Source organism: Pseudacidovorax sp. DMC4 (genome assembly GCF_056314265.1).
In genome coordinates this window covers 515,443-533,744 of the sequence record NZ_JBQUYR010000002.1, presented here as the reverse complement: position 1 = coordinate 533,744, position 18,302 = coordinate 515,443, and the positions used below count along the sequence as shown (strand labels likewise).

The window sequence follows — 18,302 nt, the reverse complement described above, 5'->3', positions numbered from 1 at the left end:
AGGCATAATGAATCTCGATAAACATCGGGATTTGTTATGAACCTTCACCAGTTCAAGTTCGTTCAGGAGGCGGTGCGCCGCAACCTGAACCTGACCGAAGCCGCCAAGGCGCTGCACACCTCGCAGCCCGGCGTCTCCAAGGCCATCATCGAACTGGAAGAAGAGCTGGGCGTGGAGATCTTCGCGCGCCATGGCAAGCGCCTGAAGCGCGTCACCGAGCCCGGGCAGCACGTGATCGCCAGCATCGAGCTGATCATGCGCGAGGTGGGCAACCTGCGCCGCATCGGCGAGCAGTTCAGCGCGCAGGACAGCGGCACGTTGTCCATCGCCACCACGCACACCCAGGCCCGCTACGTGCTGCCCGTCCCCGTGGTCAAGCTGCGCGAGGCCTATCCCAAGGTCAACGTCAGCCTGCACCAGGGCTCGCCGGCACAGGTGGCCCAGATGGTGCTCGACGAAGTGGCGGAGGTCGGCGTCGCCACCGAATCGCTGGACGATTACGACGGCCTCGTCACCCTGCCCTGCTACGAATGGCAGCACGTGCTGGTGCTGCCCAAGGACCATCCCCTGGCCGCCAAGGAGCGCGTGAACCTGGAGGACCTGGCGGCCGAGCCGATCATCACCTACCACCCTTCCTTCACGGGCCGTACGCGCATCGACCATGCCTTCGCGCAGAAGAAGCTGTCGCCGCGCATCGCGCTGGAGGCCATCGACTCCGATGTCATCAAGACCTATGTGCGTCTGGGCCTGGGCGTGGGCATCGTGGCCGAGATGGCCGTCCGCGAGGACAACAACGAGGACCTCGTGGTGCGGCCCATGGGCCAGGTGATCGGCCAGAACGTCGCCCGCATCGCCTTCAAGCGCGGCGCCTACCTGCGCAACTTCGTCTTCAAGTTCGCCGAGCTGCTGTCGGACCGGCTGGACCGCAACCTCATCGCCAAGGCCCTGAGCGGCCATTACGACGACTACGAACTCTGATTCCGCCGCATCGCGCCTTCACTGCCATGACCGCTCCCCGCACGCCCGAGCCGGGCACCAAGCTGCCCGCCGTGGGCACCACCATCTTCACCGTGATGTCCGCCCTGGCGACCGAGCACGGCGCCGTCAACCTGGGCCAGGGCTTCCCGGATTTCGGCTGCGACCCGAAGCTGCTGGACGCCGTCACGGCCGCCATGGCCGCCGGCCACAACCAGTACCCGCCGATGACCGGCGTGCCGCTGCTGCGCGAGCGCATCGCCGCCAAGATCGAGGCGCTCTACGGCCGGCGCTACGACGCCGGCACCGAGATCACCGTCACGGCCGGGGCTACGCAGGCCATCATCACCGCCATCCTGGCGCTGGTGCGGCCGGGCGACGAGGTGATCGTGCTGGAGCCCTGCTACGACAGCTACGTGCCCAACATCGAGCTGGCCGGCGGCACGGTGGTGCGCGTGCCGCTGGTGCCCGGCAGCTTCCGGCCCGACTTCGACCGCATCGCCGCAGCGCTCACGCCGCGCACGCGCGCGGTCCTGATCAACACGCCGCACAACCCGAGCGGCACCGTGTGGACCGCCGACGAGATGCGCCAGCTCGAAGCCCTGCTCGCGCCCACCGACGTGTTCGTGATCAGCGACGAGGTCTACGAGCACATGGTCTACGACGGTGCCCTGCACCAGAGCGTGGCCCGCTTCCCGGCACTGGCGGCGCGCAGCCTGATCGTCAGCAGCTTCGGCAAGACCTATCACGTCACCGGCTGGAAGGTCGGCTACGTGGCCGCGCCGGCCGTGCTCACGGCCGAGTTCCGCAAGGTGCACCAGTTCAACGTGTTCACGGTCAACACGCCCATGCAGCATGCGCTGGCGCATTACATGGCCGATGCGGCGCCCTATGTCGAGCTGCCGGCCTTCTACCAGCGCAAGCGCGATCTGTTCGCCGAAGGCCTGGCACGCACCCGCCTGCGGCTGCTGCCCAGCGAGGGCAGCTACTTCCAGTGCGTGGACATCTCGGCGGTCAGCGACTTGTCGGAGGCCGACTTCTGCCAGTGGCTCACGCGCGAGATCGGCGTGGCGGCGATCCCGCTGTCGGCCTTCTATGGCGATGGCTTCGACCAGCGCGTGGTGCGCTTCTGCTATGCCAAGCGCGATGAGACGCTGCGCGATGCGCTGACGAGGCTGGCAAAACTCTGACACCCGACCGCGGCGAGGGCCTGACAGCGCAAGGGGCCCGCCGCCGTCTGCCCGGCCCCTTCGACATGCGCAGCATCCGCTCTGTCAACAACTCACAGAGCTCGGAGCTACGCCATGTCCCTTTCCTTCATCCTGCTCATCGTCCTGATCCTGCTGCTGATCGGCGCCCTGCCCAGCTGGGGTTACAGCCGCAGCTGGGGCTACGGCCCGAGCGGCGGCCTGGGTCTGGTGCTCGTGATCGTGATCGTGCTGCTGCTCATGGGACGAATCTAGCCCTCCGCGCGCACCACCAAGAAGCCGCCCGCGCGGGCTGGGTCGAAGACCCGGCCGACGCGGGCGGTTTTTCTCGTCGGTCTTTGGCGCAGCTCCGGCGCAAGTCGCTCTCTGCCCGAACCTTGAAGTCCGCTTCGCCCGCGCCGCTCAGGCCAGCGCCCGCACCTGCGACAGGATCAGTTCTCCCACTTGCGCCATGAGTCCGCTCTCGGTGGTCGTAGTCCGGTTCCAGAGGTAGATGGGCCGCGCCGCGGGCGGTCCCGGCCACGGCAACGACACCAGCCCGAAGCGCTGGCTCAGCCGCCGCAAGGGAAAGTCGGGCAGCACCGACAGGTGCCGCCCGCGCGCCAGCATCTCCAGTAGCACGAAGGCCTCGCCCAGCACCGTCACCTGTGCCCGCATCTGCTGCACGCCGCCGCCCACCAGCATGCTCTGCACGTCCTGGTCGAAGGGCGATGCGGTCCCCAGGCTGATCCAGTCGGCGGCGTCGGCCTCGCCGTGCGCCAGCGATGTCCGCCCGGCGAAAGGATGGCCCGTCCCGCAGTACACGCCCAGGGTGTCGGCCACCAGCAGTCGCCGCTCGATGCCCTGCGGCGGTCGCTCCAGCCAGGAGGGGCCGATGACGAAGTCGTGCTGGCCGTCGATCAACTGCTCAACGAGCACATGGGGCCGGTCGCTGCGCACCGACAGGGCCAGGTCGTCGAAACGGGCCAGCAGGGCGCGCGTCACCTCGTCGAGCACCGCGGCGCCCACCATGGGCCCCGAGCCGATGCGCAACTGGCGCCGGATGCCGCCGCGGTGCCGCGCGCTGACCTCCGCGGCGTCCTTGAGCCGGCGCGCAATGGCCCGCCCCTCGCGCGCCAGCATCTCGCCCAGCGGCGTGCTGCGCACGCCGTAGCGGCTGCGCTCGAAGAGCTGGCCGCCGGCCTGCATCTCCAGCGTCTGCATGTTGTGGGTGAGCGTGGGCTGCGTGAGATGCAGATGCCGGCTCGCCTGGGTGATCGAGCCTTTTTCCAGGATGGTCGCGAGCTGGACCAGGTGCCGAGGATCCATCGGAATTTTTATGGTTGGCGCGTGATTTTCAATTTTACGGATGGGTACATCCTGCCTAAGCTCGGTGGTTGCTCCTCGCAGTGCACGCTGTCATGACCTCCAGACCCAACATCATCTACATCGTCGCCGACGACCTGGGCTATGCCGACCTCGGCTGCTACGGTGGCCGCAGCGCCGACTTCGGCCTCGTCTCCCCGAACATCGACGCCCTGGCCCAAGGCGGCCTGCGCTTCACCGAGGGCTATGCCAACTCGCCCGTCTGCTCGCCCACGCGCTTCGCGCTGATGACCATGCGCTACCAGTACCGCCTGCGCGGCGGCATGGAAGAGCCGATCAACAGCCGCAGCAAGGGCAGCACCACGCTGGGCCTGCCGCCCGAGATGCCCACCCTGCCCTCGCTGCTGCGCGATGCCGGCTACGCCACGGCGTTGATCGGCAAGTGGCACCTGGGCTATCCGCCCAGCTTCGGTCCGCTGCGCTCGGGCTACGACGAGTTCTACGGAATCATGGCCGGCGGTGTGGACTACTTCACCCACTGTTCGGGCCGCGGCGACCACGACCTCTACGTCGGCGAAAGCGAGCACCATGAGACGGGTTACCTCACCGATCTGCTCTCCGCCCGCGCCGTGGGCCATGTGCAGGCCCGCGCGGCCGAGGCCCGCGCCGGCAAGCCCTTCTTCCTGAGCCTTCACTACACGGCGCCGCACTGGCCGTGGGAAACGCGCGACGACGCGCATGTGGCCGCCGAGACCGCCGCCAACCTGTTCCACCTGGACGGCGGCAACATCCACACCTACCGCCGCATGATCCACCACATGGACGAGGGCATCGGCCAATTGGTCGCCACGCTGCGCGCGGAAGGCCTGCTGGAGAACACGTTGATCGTCTTCACCAGCGACAACGGCGGCGAGCGCTTTTCGGACAACTGGCCGCTGGTGGGCGGCAAGATGGACCTGACCGAAGGCGGCATCCGCGTGCCCTGGATCGCACACTGGCCGGCCGCCATTCCCGCTGGCACCACCAGCGCCCAGCACTGCATGACCATGGACTGGTCGGCCACGATGCTGGAGCTGGGCGGCGGTGCGCCGCCTGAGGGCCACACGTTGGATGGCGTCTCGCTGGCGGCCGTGCTGCGCGATCCGTCGCAGGGCTTCGAGCGCCCGCTGTACTGGCGCATGAACCACCGCGGCCAGCGTGCCCTGCGCCGTGGGCCCTGGAAGTACCTCAAGGTCGACGAGCACGAGTACCTCTTCGACCTGCGCGCCGACGAGCGCGAGCGCGCCAACCTGGCGACGCGCGAACCCGCACGCTTCCAGGCGCTACGCGAGGACTGGCTCGCCTGGAACGAATCCGTGCCCGCCATCCCCGACGACGCGGCCGTGAGCCTGGGCTATTCGTACCGCGACATGCCGCAGCGCTGAGCGTTGCGCCCCCTCGACATCCAAGGAGACAGACCATGACCCCTTCAACCCGCTCGGCCGTCGCCCGCCGTACGGCGATCGCCGCCTGCCTGGCATTCGGCGCCTTCGCCGGCGTCGGTGCCCATGCCCAGGCCTGGCCCACCAAGACGATCAAGATGATCGCGCCCTCCACCCCAGGCGGCCCACCCGACGTCTATGCCCGGGCACTGGCCGACCTCATGTCGCGCGACCTGGGCCAGCCCATCGTGGTCGAGAATTCGCCGGCCGTGGGCGGCATGGTGGCCGCACAGCAGATGCTGCGCGCGCCCGCCGATGGCTACACGCTGATGGTCAGCACGGCCGGCATGCTGACCATCACGCCCAACGCCAACCCCAGGGCCAAGTACACGCCTGCCGACTTCACGCCCATCTGCCAGGGCGTGGACGCCGGCCTCGTGCTCGCCAGCCATCCGTCGCTAGGGCCGAAGGACTTCAAGAGCCTGCAGCAGTGGCTCAAGGCCGAGAAGACGCCGCCCACCTATTCGTCGTATTCGCCGGGCTCGCCGGCGCACTTCCTGGGCTTTCAACTGAGCGAAGCGCTGAACGTGCCCATGACGCATGTGCCCTACCGCAGCAGCCCGCAGCAGATCACCGACATGGTGGGCGGCATGGCGCCGCTGGGTTTCGTGCAGATCGCCACCGCCACGCCGCAGATCAAGGCAGGCAAGCTGCTCGCCTTCGCCACCACCGCGCCGACGCGTGCTCCCGAGCTGCCCGACGTGCCCACGGTGCGCGAACTCGGCCTGCCGCAGCTGGAGACCACCGTGTGGTTCGGCCTGAACGGCCCACCCGGCCTGCCCGCACCCATTGTCAAACGGCTTACCGAGGCGCACCGCAAGGTGCTGGCCTCGCCGGAGTTCCGCAGCCGCATGGCGCTTTCGGGCCTTGCGCCCTCGCCCGACATCTGCGGCGACGCCTTCCTCAAGAAGATGAACGACGAGTCCGCGCGATGGGCGCGCATCGTCAAGGCCACCGGCTTCGTGGCCGACTGAGGCGGCAGTCAGCCGGCACACACGGATACTCGGGCGATGGCCGAAAACGACACTGAACACAAGGCAGGCCCCGCCCCCCGCACCCAGCCCCGGCCGGCATGGCGCTCCAGCGGCGAAGAGCCGGACTACCGGTTCACGCTCGCCAACGAGCGCACCTTCCTGGCCTGGGTCCGCACGGCGCTGGCGGTGCTGGCGGCGGGCGTGTTGCTCGACCAGTTCTCCACCAAGTTACAGCCCCATCTGCTGGTGGTCGGCACCGCCATCCTGCTGTGCGTGGTGGCCGGCACGCTGGCCTCGCTGGCCTACACGCGCTGGCGCGACAACGAGGTCTCGATGCGGCACCGCGGTGCACTTCCCCATTCGCGCATGCTGGCCATCCTGACAGTGGCCGTGGTGCTCATCTGCGCGGTGCTCGCCGTGCTGATGGCCTGGGCCATCGCCATCCATCGCGCCTGAATGTCCACCGCCGCCGGCCGCGACCCGGGCCTGCAGCCTGAGCGCACCACGCTGTCCTGGACGCGGACCGCCGCCGGCCTGCTGCTGAATGCCGTGCTCAATCTGCGCAGCGGCTATGTGCACGACTCGGTGCCGCTGCTGGTGCTCTCCGGCGCGCTGGTCGTGGCTGCCGCGGCCGTCTTCAGCTTCGGCCGGCTGCGGCGGCGCCAATTGTCGGAGCATGGGCCCGAAGCCCTGGCCGATCCGCTGGCCATGCGCGCCGTGACGGCGGCCACGCTGCTGGCCTCGGCGACCGGCCTGGCTTCGATCCTGCTCGGCCACTGGCACTGACGCGCCCTAGATCAGGAGCCGCGCAATCGCGGGCGTCGGCCCTAAAAACAGAAAGCCGGCATGCTTTCGCATACCGGCTTCCGGGTTACCCGAAGGCATCCGCCCCGCCCTCGCCCGCTGACAACGGGCGTCGTGCTGGGCGGCGTCTATTACAGAGCCGCCTTGCGGTAGACCGACAGGCTGCCTTGCGTGTATTGCGTCGGGATCGTGCTGTTCACGAAGGCCTTGGCGTCCAGGTTGGACGTGGGATTGTGGGCAGCGGCCACGGCTTCGGTCTGGACGGCGGTGCGGCTGCGGGGAGCGGCGGGGGCCACGGCGACTTGCTGGCCAACGTATTCCAGGTTCTGCTCGGCGCGAGCAGCTTGCACGCCCTGGGCGTTCACTTCGGCGCGGCTGAAGGCCGACACGGGGGCGACGACGCCTTGGTATTCCTCGGCGCTGGCGCCGGCAACGGCGGCGAACGACAGGGCGGCGAGGGCGATGATCTTCGAGGTCTTGGTCATGATTTTTCTCCTAAGCAGAGCGTTGAACAGAGCGGGCGGGGCACCTGCCTCACCGGCTTCGGGTCTGCGTTCAATCGCTGGCCCGTGAGATGAATTGTGGACCGCCGACCCAGGGAAAACCCGAGGCATTGCCGAACGTGGTGTTCCGCCGCAAGAAACAATCCCTGTCTACCGCGGGCCGCTGGCGCGCGCTGACGCGAGGCAACCCTGCCCGGTCGCGGCCCGCTGCGCACGCGGGTGCCTTTCGTAGGCCCAGTGCAAGCCCCACGAACACGCGCGACTGATTCAATAACTCTTGTATCATCGAACAATGACCGAAAGCGAAGCCGTATCCGCCCTCGCCGCCCTGGCCCATCCGCAAAGGCTGCGGGCGTTCCGCGCGCTGGTCGTGGCCGGGCCTCAGGGAGCGACGCCCAGCACGCTGGCCGATCAGCTCGATGTGGCACGCAATACCTTGTCCTTCCATCTGAAGGAACTGGCCCATGCCGCCCTGGTGACGATCGAGCCCCAGGGCCGCAACCTGGTCTATCGCGCCGATTTCGCCCGCATGAACGATCTGCTGGGCTACATGACCGAGCACTGCTGTCAGGGCGAAGCCTGCGACGTCGTCGCCGCAGCGCCCAGGTGCACCGCCTGCTGAGTAACGACGATGACCCCTCCCTCTCTTTCGAGCCGCCGCCAGCCAGACGCGGACATGAGTGCCTTCGAGCGCTACCTGACCCTCTGGGTCCTGGCTTGCATCCTTGCGGGCATTGCCTTGGGCCAGTCCGCGCCGCGCGTGTTCGAAGCCATCGGCCGCATGGAAATCGCCCAGGTCAACCTGCCGGTGGGCATGCTGATCTGGGTCATGGTGATCCCGATGCTGCTCAAGGTGGACTTCAGTGCGCTCGGACAGGTGCGACAGCACTGGCGCGGCATCGGCGTGACGCTGTTCATCAACTGGGCGGTCAAGCCCTTCTCGATGGCCTTGCTAGCCTGGCTCTTCATCCGCCATGTCTTTGCCGGCTGGCTGCCGGCCGACCAGCTCGACAGCTACGTGGCAGGCCTGATCCTTCTGGCGGCCGCGCCGTGCACGGCGATGGTCTTCGTCTGGAGCCGGCTCACGGGGGGCGATCCGGTGTTCACGCTGTCGCAGGTGGCCTTGAACGACACCATCATGGTGTTCGCCTTCGCGCCCATCGTCGGACTGCTGCTGGGCCTGTCGGCGATCACCGTGCCGTGGGCCACGCTGCTGACCTCCGTGGCGCTGTACATCGTCATCCCCGTCGTCGTGGCGCAGTTCTGGCGACGCGCATTGCTGCGCAAAGGCCAGGCACGCTTCGATGCCGCTTTGGCGCGCATCGGCCCGCTCTCCATCGCAGCGCTGCTGCTCACGCTCGTGCTGCTGTTCGCCTTCCAGGGTCGCGCCATCCTGCAGCAGCCGCTGGTCATCGCCATGCTGGCGGTGCCGATCCTGATCCAGGTGTTCTTCAATTCCGGACTGGCCTACTGGCTCAACCGGCGAGTGGGCGAGAAACACGCCATCGCCTGCCCCTCGGCGCTGATCGGTGCGAGCAACTTCTTCGAGCTGGCCGTGGCGGCCGCCATCAGCCTCTTCGGCTTCCATTCCGGCGCGGCCCTGGCGACCGTGGTCGGCGTGCTGATCGAGGTGCCCGTGATGCTGCTGGTCGTGCGCCTGGTCAACCGCTCGCGCGGCTGGTACGAGCGTGGCGCGGCGTCCGCTTCCTGACCCCTGACCCCTGACCCCTGCCCCATGAGCGACATCACGATTTATCACAACCCCGACTGCGGCACCTCGCGCAACGTGCTGGCCCTGATCCGCAACAGCGGCGAGGAGCCGCTGGTCATCGAGTACCTGAAGACGCCACCCGACCGGCAGACCCTGGTCGGCCTGATCGCGGCCATGGGCATGCCGGTGCGCGCGCTGCTGCGCGAGAAAGGCACGCCCTACGTCGAGCTCGGCCTCGACGCGCCGACATGGAGCGACGAGCAGCTGATCGACTTCATGGGCCAGTACCCCATCCTCATCAACCGCCCCATCGTGGTCACGCCGCTCGGCACCCGCCTTTGCCGCCCGTCGGAGACGGTGCTGGACCTGCTGCCCCAGCCGCAGCGCGGCGCCTTCGACAAGGAAGACGGCCAGCCGGTCGTCGACGCGGAGGGCCGCCGTGTCTGAGGCCATCCACGATCTGCCGCAGGTCGACGGCGCGCTTTTCGAACTGCCCGACATCCGGCGCCTCATGCCGACCGAGCGCAGCACCCATGCGCCACGCTTCCTGCTGCTGTATGGCTCGCTGCGTGCGCGCTCCTACAGCCGCTTGGCCGCCGAAGAGGCCGCCCGCATCCTGCGCGCGCTCGGCGGCGAGACACGGATGTTCAATCCGTCCGGCCTGCCGCTGGTGGACGACGCGCCGGCGGACCATCCGAAAGTGCAGGAGCTGCACGCGCTCACCCAGTGGGCCGAGGGCATGGTGTGGTGTTCGCCCGAGCGCCACGGCGCCATGACCGGTCTGATGAAGACACAGATCGACTGGATCCCGCTCTCGGTCGGCGCCGTGCGCCCGACGCAAGGCAAGACGCTGGCCGTGATGCAGGTCTCGGGCGGCTCGCAGTCCTTCAATGCGGTGAACCAGATGCGCGTGCTGGGCCGGTGGATGCGCATGCTGACCATCCCCAACCAGTCCTCGGTCGCCAAGGCCTACCAGGAGTTCGACGAAGCCGGACGCATGACGCCATCGGCCTACTACGACCGCATCGTCGACGTGATGGAAGAGCTGATGAAGTTCACGCTGCTCAGCCGCGACGTGGCGCCCTACCTGTTGGATCGCTACAGCGAGCGCAAGGAGAGCGCGCAGGCCCTGAGCCAGCGGGTCGGGCAGGCGGGGCTCTGAGCGCTGTCCAGAGAGAAGCAGGCCGGCCGGAGCACGAGCCGACGTCTCAGACCAGTTCCCTGAGCACGAGCGCCCGCGGTCCCTCGGCGGTCATCAGGTGGACGGCCGTCCCAGGACGCGCGCGCAGGGCCTTGCGCAGAGTCCATCCTTGCCCTGGACCCAGAGGCAGGCCGTCCACCGCGCGCAGCAGGTCGCCCTCCTGCAGGCCCGCCAGCGCAGCTGGCCCGTCGGCCAGCACCTCGGCGACCTCGAGACCCCGATCCGTGTCGCGCCAGATGAAACCGGCGCGCGGACCCGGGAAGGCTTCGTCCAAGGCCGCATTGGGCTGCAGCGCGAGATGTCCACCGGAGGCGTCCAGCGCCAGGTTGAAGCGGCGCAGCAACTCGCCGCCGATGTTGCCCAGCCAGGCGTCGCTGCCAAACAGGCCGCCGCGCGCCAGCGACAGCTCGACCACGGGGCGCTGCAGCCGGTAGGCGCCCAAGTGCAGCGCTTGCGCGCGCACGCAATCGGCATGGTCGACGCCGCCCGTCGTCACGCCGGTTGCGAGGCGCACGCCACGGCCCCAGCGTGTGCGCAGCCCGAGGCGCTCCACGGCAGGCGCGAACAGGGTGACCGCCTGGCCTGCTCCCGTGTCGATCGAGAACCAGCCGACGACCCCGTCCAAGTCCGCCTCGACCAGCAGCTTTCCCGAGGCACGGCGCCGCAGCGGCAACCAGGGCTCAGGGCCGAGCAGTTGCCGCACGCCGTCCCGCGATGTCGCCGGGACCAGACCGAGGCGGCCACGCGGGTAGTCGACGCGAATGGCATAGGTCCGCAGGAAGTCGGCACCCAGCACGCCGTCCCAAGGAAACTCGCGCGGGAATGCCGTGACATACACCGGCTGGTCGCGCCGCAGTGCACCCCCGACGGCAAAGCGCGGCACCACGGCGCGGCGGATCTCGCCGGAGGGGCCGCTACCGCCCGAACCTGACACCACTTCCCGAGACAACGGCAGTCCCAACGCGCGCGCCAACCGAAGGTCCAGCACGGTGGCATCGGCCCCGGTGTCCAGCACCAGCGAGGCCTCAAGCGCCTGCAGCCGTGCGGTGACGATGGGATGTCAAGCGCCAAGGCAAGGAGCACGCATGCCCGCCACCCCGCCTTTTCCAGTTGCTGCCAGTCTGCGAGCGGCCCGCCACGCCCCCCTGGTAGGGTGGGCCGTGTTGCTGGCGGGCCTGCTGCTGCCGCTGCTGACCGCGTGTGCACTTTGGCAACTACCAGCCGCGCAGTGGCTCACCCGCGCGGTGCCCACAGCGCCGGACCTTGCATCGGCCGTGCCCGCGCTGCCCTGGCCTGTCTGGGCCGGTGTGGCCCTCCTGGCGATGGCGCCCGCGCTGATGATGGGGGCCGCCCTGCTCTGGGCCGGACTCGGCCTGCTGCGCATGGCGGCCGACCCGCCGCTTTCCCGGACGCTCGTGGTCCGGCTGCGGTGCTTTGCGGCATGCACGCTGGTCGCCGCGGTGTTGGGCCTGCTCTGCCCCACAGTGATCGGCCTGGTGTTGTCGGGGGCGCTCGGCGGACCGCTCCGGCTGGCCCTGGGGCTGGATTCGCGCGAGGTCATCCTTCTGCTTTTCGCGGCCGTGACCTGGCAACTCGCGGCACTGCTCGACGAGGCCACGCGCATCGCGGACGACCACGCCCAGATCATCTGACCCACCGCCATGCCGATCCATGTGACCCTGGGCGTCATCCTGGCGCAGCGCAACGTGCGCGCCAAGGACCTCGCCGCATTCGTCGGCATCACGGAGGCCAACCTGTCGTTGCTGCGGCGCGGCCATGTCAAAGGCATCCGCTTCGACACCCTGGAGCGGATCTGTGCCTACCTGCAATGCCAGCCCGGCGACCTGTTGACCTACACCGGGGACGCGACGGCACCGGCAGACGAGGATGAGGCATAGCGGGCTTCGCCACGCGTGGCAGCGACGCGCGGGAGCCGGCGGTTGAATTCACGCGGCGTATGACGGGCAGCCATCCGACTGGCGCAGTCCCCTTCGACGCCGCGAACAAGCCATCCGAACAGATCTCGGACGAGTCTGCGGGCTGACGTTCGTGGTCCTCGCCGGGCACTGCAATGCCCCGGCCGGCACGCGCCCTACTGCTGCGCAATGCGCGCCGTGAGTTCGGCGGCGGCCGTGGTCACCAGGTTGCAGAGGTAGCTTTCCTGGAAGGCCCGGAAGCGCTCGTTGCGGCCCACCAGCGTCATGCTGCCCAGCACGCGCTGCTTCTCATCGAAGATGGGCGCCGCCACGCCGGTGCGACCCGCATGCAGTTCGCTCTCGCTGATGCAGTAGCCCTGCTTGCGGATGGCGAGCAGGCCCTTGGAGAACGCCTTCCATTCCAGGCCCTGGGCCTGCGCCTCGGGCGTGCTGGCATGGGCATCGAAGATGCGGCGGATCTGCCGCGGCAGCAGGTAGGCCAGCACCACGCGCGAGGTCGCGCTATGGAACAGGTCGATGGGCCGTCCGCGGCCACCGCCCGCCGGGCCCGGGTCGGGGCCACGCCGGATCAGCACGTTGACCACCGCATCGCCGTACCACTCGCTGATCATGGCGTCCAGGCCGGTCTCGGCCACCAGCTTCTCGACCAGATCACGGCTGCGCACCAGCACCGGGTCGTAGTCGGTCATCTGGTGCTCCAGCGCAATGATGCGCGGGCCCAGCGCATAGCCGCGCGGCAGCCGTACCAGCAGGCCCGCGTCGCCCAGTTCGCGCAGGTAGCGGTAGGCGCTCGCCGGGGTGTAGCCGAGCTGCTGGCAGATGATCTCGACATCGATGACCGGCTGGTCGGGCCGGAAGAGGTCGAGGACATCGAGCATGCGTCGGAGGCTGTTCATCGTCAGGAAGCGCGGTCGGCGTGGCAAAGCGGGAGGAAGCCGCGGGGGCGCGGCAGGCCCGCATTCTCCGCCACGCACCTCGCCGCTCCGGGCCGCACCCGGCCCTGCACGGCGGGACGGCCCGCACCCGACGCGAGGAATACGTCCTGCATGCCGGGTCTCTCGCAGGCGGCTGTGGGCGGCCTGGGGTCGCTCACGCCTGCGTGATCAGCTTGGTGCTCAGGAAGGGGTCGAAGGACTCGGTGCCGCCTTCGCTGCCGAAGCCGCTGTCCTTGATGCCGCCGAAGGGCAGCTCGGGATGGGCCATGCCCGAATGGTTGATGTTGACCATGCCGGCCTCCAGACCGTCGCCCACGCAGGTGGCGGTCTGCAGCGACCGGGTGAACACATAGCTGGCCAGGCCGAAGGGCAAGGCATTGGCCTGCTGCAGGGCCTCTTCCACGGTGTCGAAGCGCGCCATCGCGGCGATGGGGCCGAAGGGCTCCTCGTGCATCACGCGCGCGCCAGGCGGCACCTGCACCAGCAGCGTGGGCGCGTGAAAGTGGCCCTGCGCGCCCAGGCCGCCGCCGCCGGTCAGCAGCTCGGCGCCGGCCGCGCGGGCGTCTTCGACCAGCGCCTGCACCGCCTGGAAGCGCCGTCCATGGATCAACGGCCCCATCTGCACGCCGGGCTCCAGGCCATGCCCCACCTTCACGGCAGCCAGCGCCTCGGCGAAGGCGGCGGCGAAGCGGTCGTGGATGCCCGACTGCACGTAGAAGCGGCTCGGCGAGACGCAGACCTGGCCGGCATTGCGCGTCTTCAGCCGCGCCAGCAGCGCGACGGCGGCGTCCACGTCGGCATCGTCGAAGACCAGCACCGGCGCGTGGCCGCCCAGCTCCATGGTCATGCGCTTCATGTGCTGCCCGGCCAGCGCCGCCAGTTGCCGACCCACGGGCACCGAGCCGGTGAAGGAGACGACGCGCACCGATGGCGCTTCGATCAGCTGGCGCGAGATGTCCGCCGGCACGCCCCACAGCAGGTTGAAGACCCCTGCCGGCAGGCCTGCGTCGTGGAAGAGCTGCGCCATGGCCACCAGGGCGCTGGGCGATTCCTCCGGCCCCTTGAGCACGATGGGGCAGCCGGCGGCGATGGCGGCAGCGGCCTTCTTCATGGCCTGGCCGAAGGGGAAGTTCCAGGGACTGAAGGCGGCACACACGCCGACGGGCTCGCGCACCACCAGCTGGCGCACGCCCGGCTGGCGGGCCGGCACCACGCGGCCGTAGATGCGCCGGCCTTCCTCGGCATGCCATTCCACATGCTCGGCGGCATTGAGCACCTCGGCCACCGCGTCGGCCAGCGGCTTGCCGTTGTCCAGCGTCATGGCGTGGCCGATGACCGCGGCGCGCTCGCGCGCCAGCGCGGCGACGCGTCGCAGCAGGTCCGACCGCTCGACGGGCGACACGCGGCGCCACTGGCCGAAGGCGGCGTGGGCGGCATCGACCGCCGAGGCCACATCTTCGGCCTCGGCCCAGGGCAGTTGCCCCAGCGTCTGAAGCGTGGCGGGGTCCTGCACGGCCTGCGTGCGGCGGCCTTCGGCCCCGATGAAGCGGCCGGCGATGTAGAGGGAGAGTTCGGGGTACATGGACTTAGGTCGAGCGGGCGGAAGGCGGCGGCAGGGTTCGCGGCGCAGGCCGACGCCTGGCGGCGGGGCCGCGCGGGGTCGGGGGATGACGGCCTCTGCCCTCGCGGGAGAGGGGAGCACGTCGTCAGGCGGCGATCGCGTCGGTCTGGGCAGGCGCAGGCTCGGCCGCCCTCCCTGCGGGCGCCATCACCTGCGCGGCAGGCGCCGCGTCCATCGGCGCAAGCACCGTGTCGCAGAAGGCGCCCAGTTCCGCCACCGCGTCGTCGCGGCGACCGACGGCCGCGATGAACCGGTCGGGGCGGATCAGCACCCAGTCCACGTCCTTGCCCTGGAACCACAGATGCAGGCCGTTCTCCAGATCCTCGATCACGGTGCCCGAGGGCTGCAGCGGCATGGGGGAGCCCGCTTCGTTGCCGGCGCTGCGCGAGCGCACCGCCAGGTAGTGGTCGCAACCCAGGCGCGCCAGCTGCTCACGCAGCGAAGGCGGCGCATCGGCCAGCGCATCGCAGCGCCAGCTGATGAGCGCGAAGCGCGCGCCGACCACATCGTCCAGCTTCTCGGCGCCACCGCGGCGGCGCTCCACGTTGGGCTGGATGAACATGCGCCCCACCAGCGCATCGCGCGCCGCAACGCCGCTGTTGCGCACCACGCCGCGCACGAAGCGCGGCATGGGCTTGAACTTCATCTGCAGCACGTAGTCGCGCACCGCGGGAATGCCGCGGATGGCCATGAAGAAGCGGTCGCGCACCCAGGCCAGCAAGGCATTGCGCTGCGAGAGCACGGCACCGAAGGTGTCGGCCAGGTCGATCATGGCCTTGGCATGGGCATGGCGCTCGTCGTGGTAGCTGGCCAGCAGTTCGGGCCGCAGCCGGCCCTGGAGGATCCAGGCCAGCTTCCAGCCCAGGTTGAAGGCATCGCGGATGCCGGCGTTGAGGCCCTGGCCGATCCACGGCGGCGTGATGTGGGCGGCGTCCCCGGCCAGGCAGACACGGCCGCTCACGAAGCTGGCCGCCACCCGCGAGTTGTGGGTGTAGACCCGCGCGCGGATCACGTTGAGCGCGGACGGATCGGCCACATGGCGGCGCAGCAGTTCGCGCACCTTGTCGGGCGCGAGCATCTGTTCGCCGTCCTCGCCGGGGAAGAGCATGAACTCCCAGCGGCGCAGGCCGTAGGGCAGGCGCAGGCAGACATAGGGACGTTCGGGCTCGCAGTGCAGCGCGGTGTAGGGCGCGTCCAGCGGGTCCTGGTCGCATTCGATCACCACCCACTTGGCCGGATGGGTGCGGCCCTCGTAGGGCAGTTGGAGCATCTCTCGCACGGTGCTGCGGCCGCCGTCGCAGGCCACCACATAGGCGGCGCGCACCTGCTGCTCCGCGCCGGTTTCGTCGCGCAGGGTGGCGGTGACGCCGGCCTCGTCCTGCGCCAGCGCGACCAGCTCCAGGCCCAGCCGCAGCTGCACGTCGGCAAAGCGTGCCAGCCCGCGGCGTAGCGTCTTCTCGCCCAGGGGCTGCGAGAACAGGTTGCGGCGGAACCAGCCGAACTCGCGCGTGCTGGGCAGGATCTCGGCGAAGCACTGCTTGCGTGCCGTGTACATGCGCATGGGCACGTTCTGGATCATGTCCTGCAGCATCTCCGCGGCCAGTCCGGTGGCCTGGAAGGTGCGTAGGGCCTCGTCGTCCAGGCCCACCGCGCGGGGAAAGTCGAGCACCGCGGGGCTGCGCTCGACCACCAGCGTCCGCACGCCGTAGGTGCCCAGCAGGTTGGCCAGCGTGGCGCCGACCGGGCCGGCGCCGATGATGAGGACGGGGACTTCTTCTTCCACGGGCGAGCTCATGGGGGGACTCCTGGATCGGGAACGGTTGGCCTCAGGCCGCAGACAGCAGCCGGCTTTCCTGCCGCACGAGCAGGTGGCGCACCTGCTTGCGGAATTCGGCGAAGGCCGGGTCGGCCATCAGCGTTGCACGGCGGCGGCTGCGCTCGTCCAGGCTGTCGAAGGCCCAATGGAAGACCAGCTGGTTCACATCGCCGCTCTCGGGCGTCATCAGTGCGACCAGGCGGCCGAGGGTGCGGGTCTGCAGCTCGCGGCCGGTCTCGTTGTAGATGCGCAGGTAGTCGCGCACGCCGCCGGGCACCAGGGTGTAGGTTCGCAGTTCGTGGATCATGGTCGGATCGGATCGCTGGCGGCGCCGTCGGGCCGCTTCAGGAAGGCAGTGACGGCCTCGGCGAACAGCGCCGGCTGGTCGTCGTGGATGTAGTGGCCGGCGTCGGGAATCGCGACGGCGGCGATGCGCGGATTGAGCGCCTGCATGTGCGCGACCATGGCCGGCTGCAGATAGTCGGATCGGCCCCCGCGCACCACCAGCGTCTCGCAGCGCAGCTGCTCCACATGCATGGCCAGATCGACCTTGCGGGCCGGGTCGGGGTTCAGCCGCGTGGCGACGATGCCGGCGTGGTCGTAGCGCCAGGTGAAGCCGCCGCCCGCCAGCGGCTTGAGCATGTTCCGCAGCCGCTGCTGGCGCGCCTCTTCGGTCACGGTGGGGCGCAGTGCGCGCATGAAGCCCGCGGCCTCGTCCCAGTTTGCGAAGGTGGTGGGCGTGGTCGCCAGTTCCTTGCGGATGCGGGTGGCGCCATCGCTGGCCTCGAAGGCGCCGGGGCCGGCGTCCTCGATGACCAGGCGGCGCAGCCGCTGCGGGTGCCGCGCTGCATAGACGATCGCATTGATGCCGCCCATGGAATGGCCCAGCAGGTCGAAGCGCTGCAGGCCCAGTTGCGCCACCAGCGCCTCGACATCGGCCACGTAGGCATCGGTGTAGTAGTCGTGCCTCGGGTCCCAGTCGGTCTCGCCGCGGCCGCGCTGGTCGAAGGCGATGACGCGCACGCCCGGCTGCAGCGCGGCGGCCACGCCGGCGAAGGTCTCGGCATAGCCGCGGATGCCATGCAGCATCAGCACCGGCCAGCCATCGGGCTCGCCCCATTCGGTGACATGGAAGCCCAGGCCGTTCAGGCTCAGGCGGTGGTCGCGGCGTTGCATCGATGGCTCTCCCGCCGCGCTCAGACCAGGCCGTCCTCGCCCTTGACCTCCGAGGCCTTCAGGCCGCCCAGGCGGGCATTGAGCCGGCCGCGGGTGGCAAAGGCCCAGATCAGCACCACCTCGTCGCGGTTGGGGCCGTCGCCGAACATGGTGGAGACGGTGTCGTAGTGCGAGCGCACGTACAGCGCGTCCTTGTGCGCGAGCGGGATGTCGATGATCGTCCCCGGACCGCCGCGCTTGCCGGTGGACGGCACCCAGGACTTGCCGCCGCCCACGCCTTCGCGCACCGGGTTGGCTGCGGGGTTGGTCAGCAGTGCGTTGCCGTGCTCGTACTCGCCGTCGATGCCCACGAGGCAGGCCTTGCCGTAGCTTTCGATGCGCTGGCCGGCGGCGGCCTCGCGGATGCGGCGGCCGAACTCCTTGCCGAGTTCGGGCGATGGGCCGATCCATTCGGACAGGTCCTGCACATAGCGGCCCGCGAAGGGGTTGCGCAGGCAGGCGGCGATGACGATCTTGCGCAGCGGCTCGCCGTCGGCGGGGGCGCCGGTCTCGCCGGCCAGGGTGTCCTCGATCTGGAGGTACCACTTGCGGATGTGGAAGGCGCTGAGGTCGGGGTTGCTCATGGTGCGTGTCGATGGATCAGTGAAGGTTCGCG

Annotated in this window: 22 protein-coding genes; 13 read left to right on the top strand and 9 right to left on the bottom strand. The window is 69.5% G+C overall.

The window, feature by feature from the left end; genetic code table 11:
* The first annotated feature begins 36 nt into the window (after positions 1-36).
* The 3 genes from ACT54X_RS06205 (at position 37) to ACT54X_RS06195 (ending at position 2,438) form a co-directional block, all read left to right on the top strand.
* Positions 37-978, top strand: coding sequence for a CysB family HTH-type transcriptional regulator (locus tag ACT54X_RS06205; RefSeq protein ID WP_234191764.1), 942 nt, complete (start codon positions 37-39; stop codon positions 976-978).
* 26 nt (positions 979-1,004) lie between these two features.
* On the top strand, positions 1,005-2,165 hold the full coding sequence (locus tag ACT54X_RS06200; protein WP_476345581.1) for a pyridoxal phosphate-dependent aminotransferase: 1,161 nt from the start codon (positions 1,005-1,007) through the stop codon (positions 2,163-2,165).
* A gap of 114 nt (positions 2,166-2,279) precedes the next feature.
* Positions 2,280-2,438, top strand: a complete 159-nt coding sequence (locus ACT54X_RS06195) for a DUF3309 family protein (RefSeq protein WP_017761920.1) — start codon at positions 2,280-2,282, stop codon at positions 2,436-2,438.
* A 147-nt stretch (positions 2,439-2,585) separates the two neighbouring features.
* Here ACT54X_RS06195 and ACT54X_RS06190 read toward each other — a convergent pair whose 3' ends face one another.
* On the bottom strand, positions 2,586-3,491 hold the full coding sequence (locus ACT54X_RS06190; protein ID WP_294365397.1) for a LysR family transcriptional regulator: 906 nt from the start codon (positions 3,489-3,491) through the stop codon (positions 2,586-2,588).
* A 92-nt stretch (positions 3,492-3,583) separates the two neighbouring features.
* On the opposite strand from ACT54X_RS06190, the gene ACT54X_RS06185 reads away from it, so the two are divergent.
* The 4 genes from ACT54X_RS06185 to ACT54X_RS06170 are packed head-to-tail and all read left to right on the top strand — an operon-like array spanning position 3,584 to position 6,729.
* A complete protein-coding gene (locus tag ACT54X_RS06185; RefSeq protein ID WP_354320559.1) occupies positions 3,584-4,912 on the top strand; it encodes a sulfatase family protein in 1,329 nt (442 codons plus the stop codon).
* Between the two features lie 35 nt (positions 4,913-4,947).
* Positions 4,948-5,943 carry a Bug family tripartite tricarboxylate transporter substrate binding protein gene (locus tag ACT54X_RS06180; protein ID WP_354320560.1) on the top strand — a complete coding sequence of 332 codons (996 nt, stop codon included), beginning with the start codon at positions 4,948-4,950 and terminating at the stop codon, positions 5,941-5,943.
* A 36-nt stretch (positions 5,944-5,979) separates the two neighbouring features.
* Complete coding sequence (locus tag ACT54X_RS06175) at positions 5,980-6,399, top strand: YidH family protein (protein ID WP_354320561.1); 420 nt, start codon at positions 5,980-5,982, stop codon at positions 6,397-6,399.
* On the top strand, positions 6,400-6,729 hold the full coding sequence (locus ACT54X_RS06170) for a DUF202 domain-containing protein (RefSeq protein WP_294365386.1): 330 nt from the start codon (positions 6,400-6,402) through the stop codon (positions 6,727-6,729).
* Between the two features lie 149 nt (positions 6,730-6,878).
* Here ACT54X_RS06170 and ACT54X_RS06165 read toward each other — a convergent pair whose 3' ends face one another.
* Positions 6,879-7,232: an alpha/beta hydrolase gene (locus tag ACT54X_RS06165; RefSeq protein ID WP_294365383.1), complete on the bottom strand. Its 354-nt coding sequence runs from the start codon at positions 7,230-7,232 to the stop codon at positions 6,879-6,881.
* A gap of 310 nt (positions 7,233-7,542) precedes the next feature.
* Here ACT54X_RS06165 and ACT54X_RS06160 point away from each other — a divergent pair, with 310 nt between their 5' ends.
* From ACT54X_RS06160 to arsH, 4 genes are read left to right on the top strand one after another with little or no spacing between them, the layout of a single operon-like run.
* Entirely contained in the window at positions 7,543-7,872 is a 330-nt protein-coding gene (locus ACT54X_RS06160; RefSeq protein ID WP_354320562.1) for an ArsR/SmtB family transcription factor, read from the top strand.
* Between the two features lie 9 nt (positions 7,873-7,881).
* Positions 7,882-8,961, top strand: a complete 1,080-nt coding sequence (gene arsB, locus ACT54X_RS06155) for an ACR3 family arsenite efflux transporter (RefSeq protein ID WP_476345576.1) — start codon at positions 7,882-7,884, stop codon at positions 8,959-8,961.
* Positions 8,962-8,985: 24 nt separating this feature from the next.
* Complete coding sequence (arsC, locus tag ACT54X_RS06150) at positions 8,986-9,408, top strand: arsenate reductase (glutaredoxin) (protein ID WP_294365375.1); 423 nt, start codon at positions 8,986-8,988, stop codon at positions 9,406-9,408.
* Positions 9,401-10,123: an arsenical resistance protein ArsH gene (arsH, locus tag ACT54X_RS06145; protein ID WP_354320564.1), complete on the top strand. Its 723-nt coding sequence runs from the start codon at positions 9,401-9,403 to the stop codon at positions 10,121-10,123. The genes arsC and arsH overlap by 8 nt, the downstream gene beginning before the upstream one ends.
* 46 nt (positions 10,124-10,169) lie before the next feature.
* Here the strand turns inward: arsH and ACT54X_RS06140 are convergent, their stop codons facing one another.
* On the bottom strand, positions 10,170-11,201 hold the full coding sequence (locus ACT54X_RS06140; protein ID WP_476345665.1) for an aspartyl protease family protein: 1,032 nt from the start codon (positions 11,199-11,201) through the stop codon (positions 10,170-10,172).
* 46 nt (positions 11,202-11,247) lie between these two features.
* Between ACT54X_RS06140 and ACT54X_RS06135 the strand changes: the two genes are divergently transcribed.
* Positions 11,248-11,814 (top strand): hypothetical protein, encoded by a 567-nt coding sequence (locus ACT54X_RS06135; protein ID WP_476345574.1) that lies wholly within the window; start codon positions 11,248-11,250, stop codon positions 11,812-11,814.
* A 9-nt stretch (positions 11,815-11,823) separates the two neighbouring features.
* A complete protein-coding gene (locus ACT54X_RS06130) occupies positions 11,824-12,060 on the top strand; it encodes a helix-turn-helix domain-containing protein (protein ID WP_354320567.1) in 237 nt (78 codons plus the stop codon).
* A 194-nt stretch (positions 12,061-12,254) separates the two neighbouring features.
* Here ACT54X_RS06130 and ACT54X_RS06125 read toward each other — a convergent pair whose 3' ends face one another.
* The 6 genes from ACT54X_RS06125 to ACT54X_RS06100 all read right to left on the bottom strand — a co-directional run bounded on the left by ACT54X_RS06125 (position 12,255) and on the right by ACT54X_RS06100 (position 18,270).
* Complete coding sequence (locus ACT54X_RS06125) at positions 12,255-12,995, bottom strand: IclR family transcriptional regulator (protein ID WP_043118971.1); 741 nt, start codon at positions 12,993-12,995, stop codon at positions 12,255-12,257.
* A 193-nt stretch (positions 12,996-13,188) separates the two neighbouring features.
* Entirely contained in the window at positions 13,189-14,616 is a 1,428-nt protein-coding gene (locus ACT54X_RS06120) for an NAD-dependent succinate-semialdehyde dehydrogenase (RefSeq protein WP_476345572.1), read from the bottom strand.
* Positions 14,617-14,740: 124 nt separating this feature from the next.
* Positions 14,741-16,450 (bottom strand): bifunctional 3-(3-hydroxy-phenyl)propionate/3-hydroxycinnamic acid hydroxylase, encoded by a 1,710-nt coding sequence (locus tag ACT54X_RS06115; RefSeq protein ID WP_476345571.1) that lies wholly within the window; start codon positions 16,448-16,450, stop codon positions 14,741-14,743.
* Positions 16,451-16,481: 31 nt separating this feature from the next.
* The gene (locus ACT54X_RS06110; RefSeq protein ID WP_294365349.1) at positions 16,482-16,778 is read right to left on the bottom strand and encodes an NIPSNAP family protein; all 297 of its coding nucleotides are present in this window, start codon (positions 16,776-16,778) and stop codon (positions 16,482-16,484) included.
* Complete coding sequence (locus ACT54X_RS06105) at positions 16,775-17,647, bottom strand: alpha/beta fold hydrolase (RefSeq protein WP_476345568.1); 873 nt, start codon at positions 17,645-17,647, stop codon at positions 16,775-16,777. The genes ACT54X_RS06110 and ACT54X_RS06105 overlap by 4 nt, the downstream gene beginning before the upstream one ends.
* A gap of 20 nt (positions 17,648-17,667) precedes the next feature.
* On the bottom strand, positions 17,668-18,270 hold the full coding sequence (locus ACT54X_RS06100) for an amino acid synthesis family protein (RefSeq protein ID WP_294365346.1): 603 nt from the start codon (positions 18,268-18,270) through the stop codon (positions 17,668-17,670).
* Positions 18,271-18,302 lie beyond the last annotated feature (32 nt).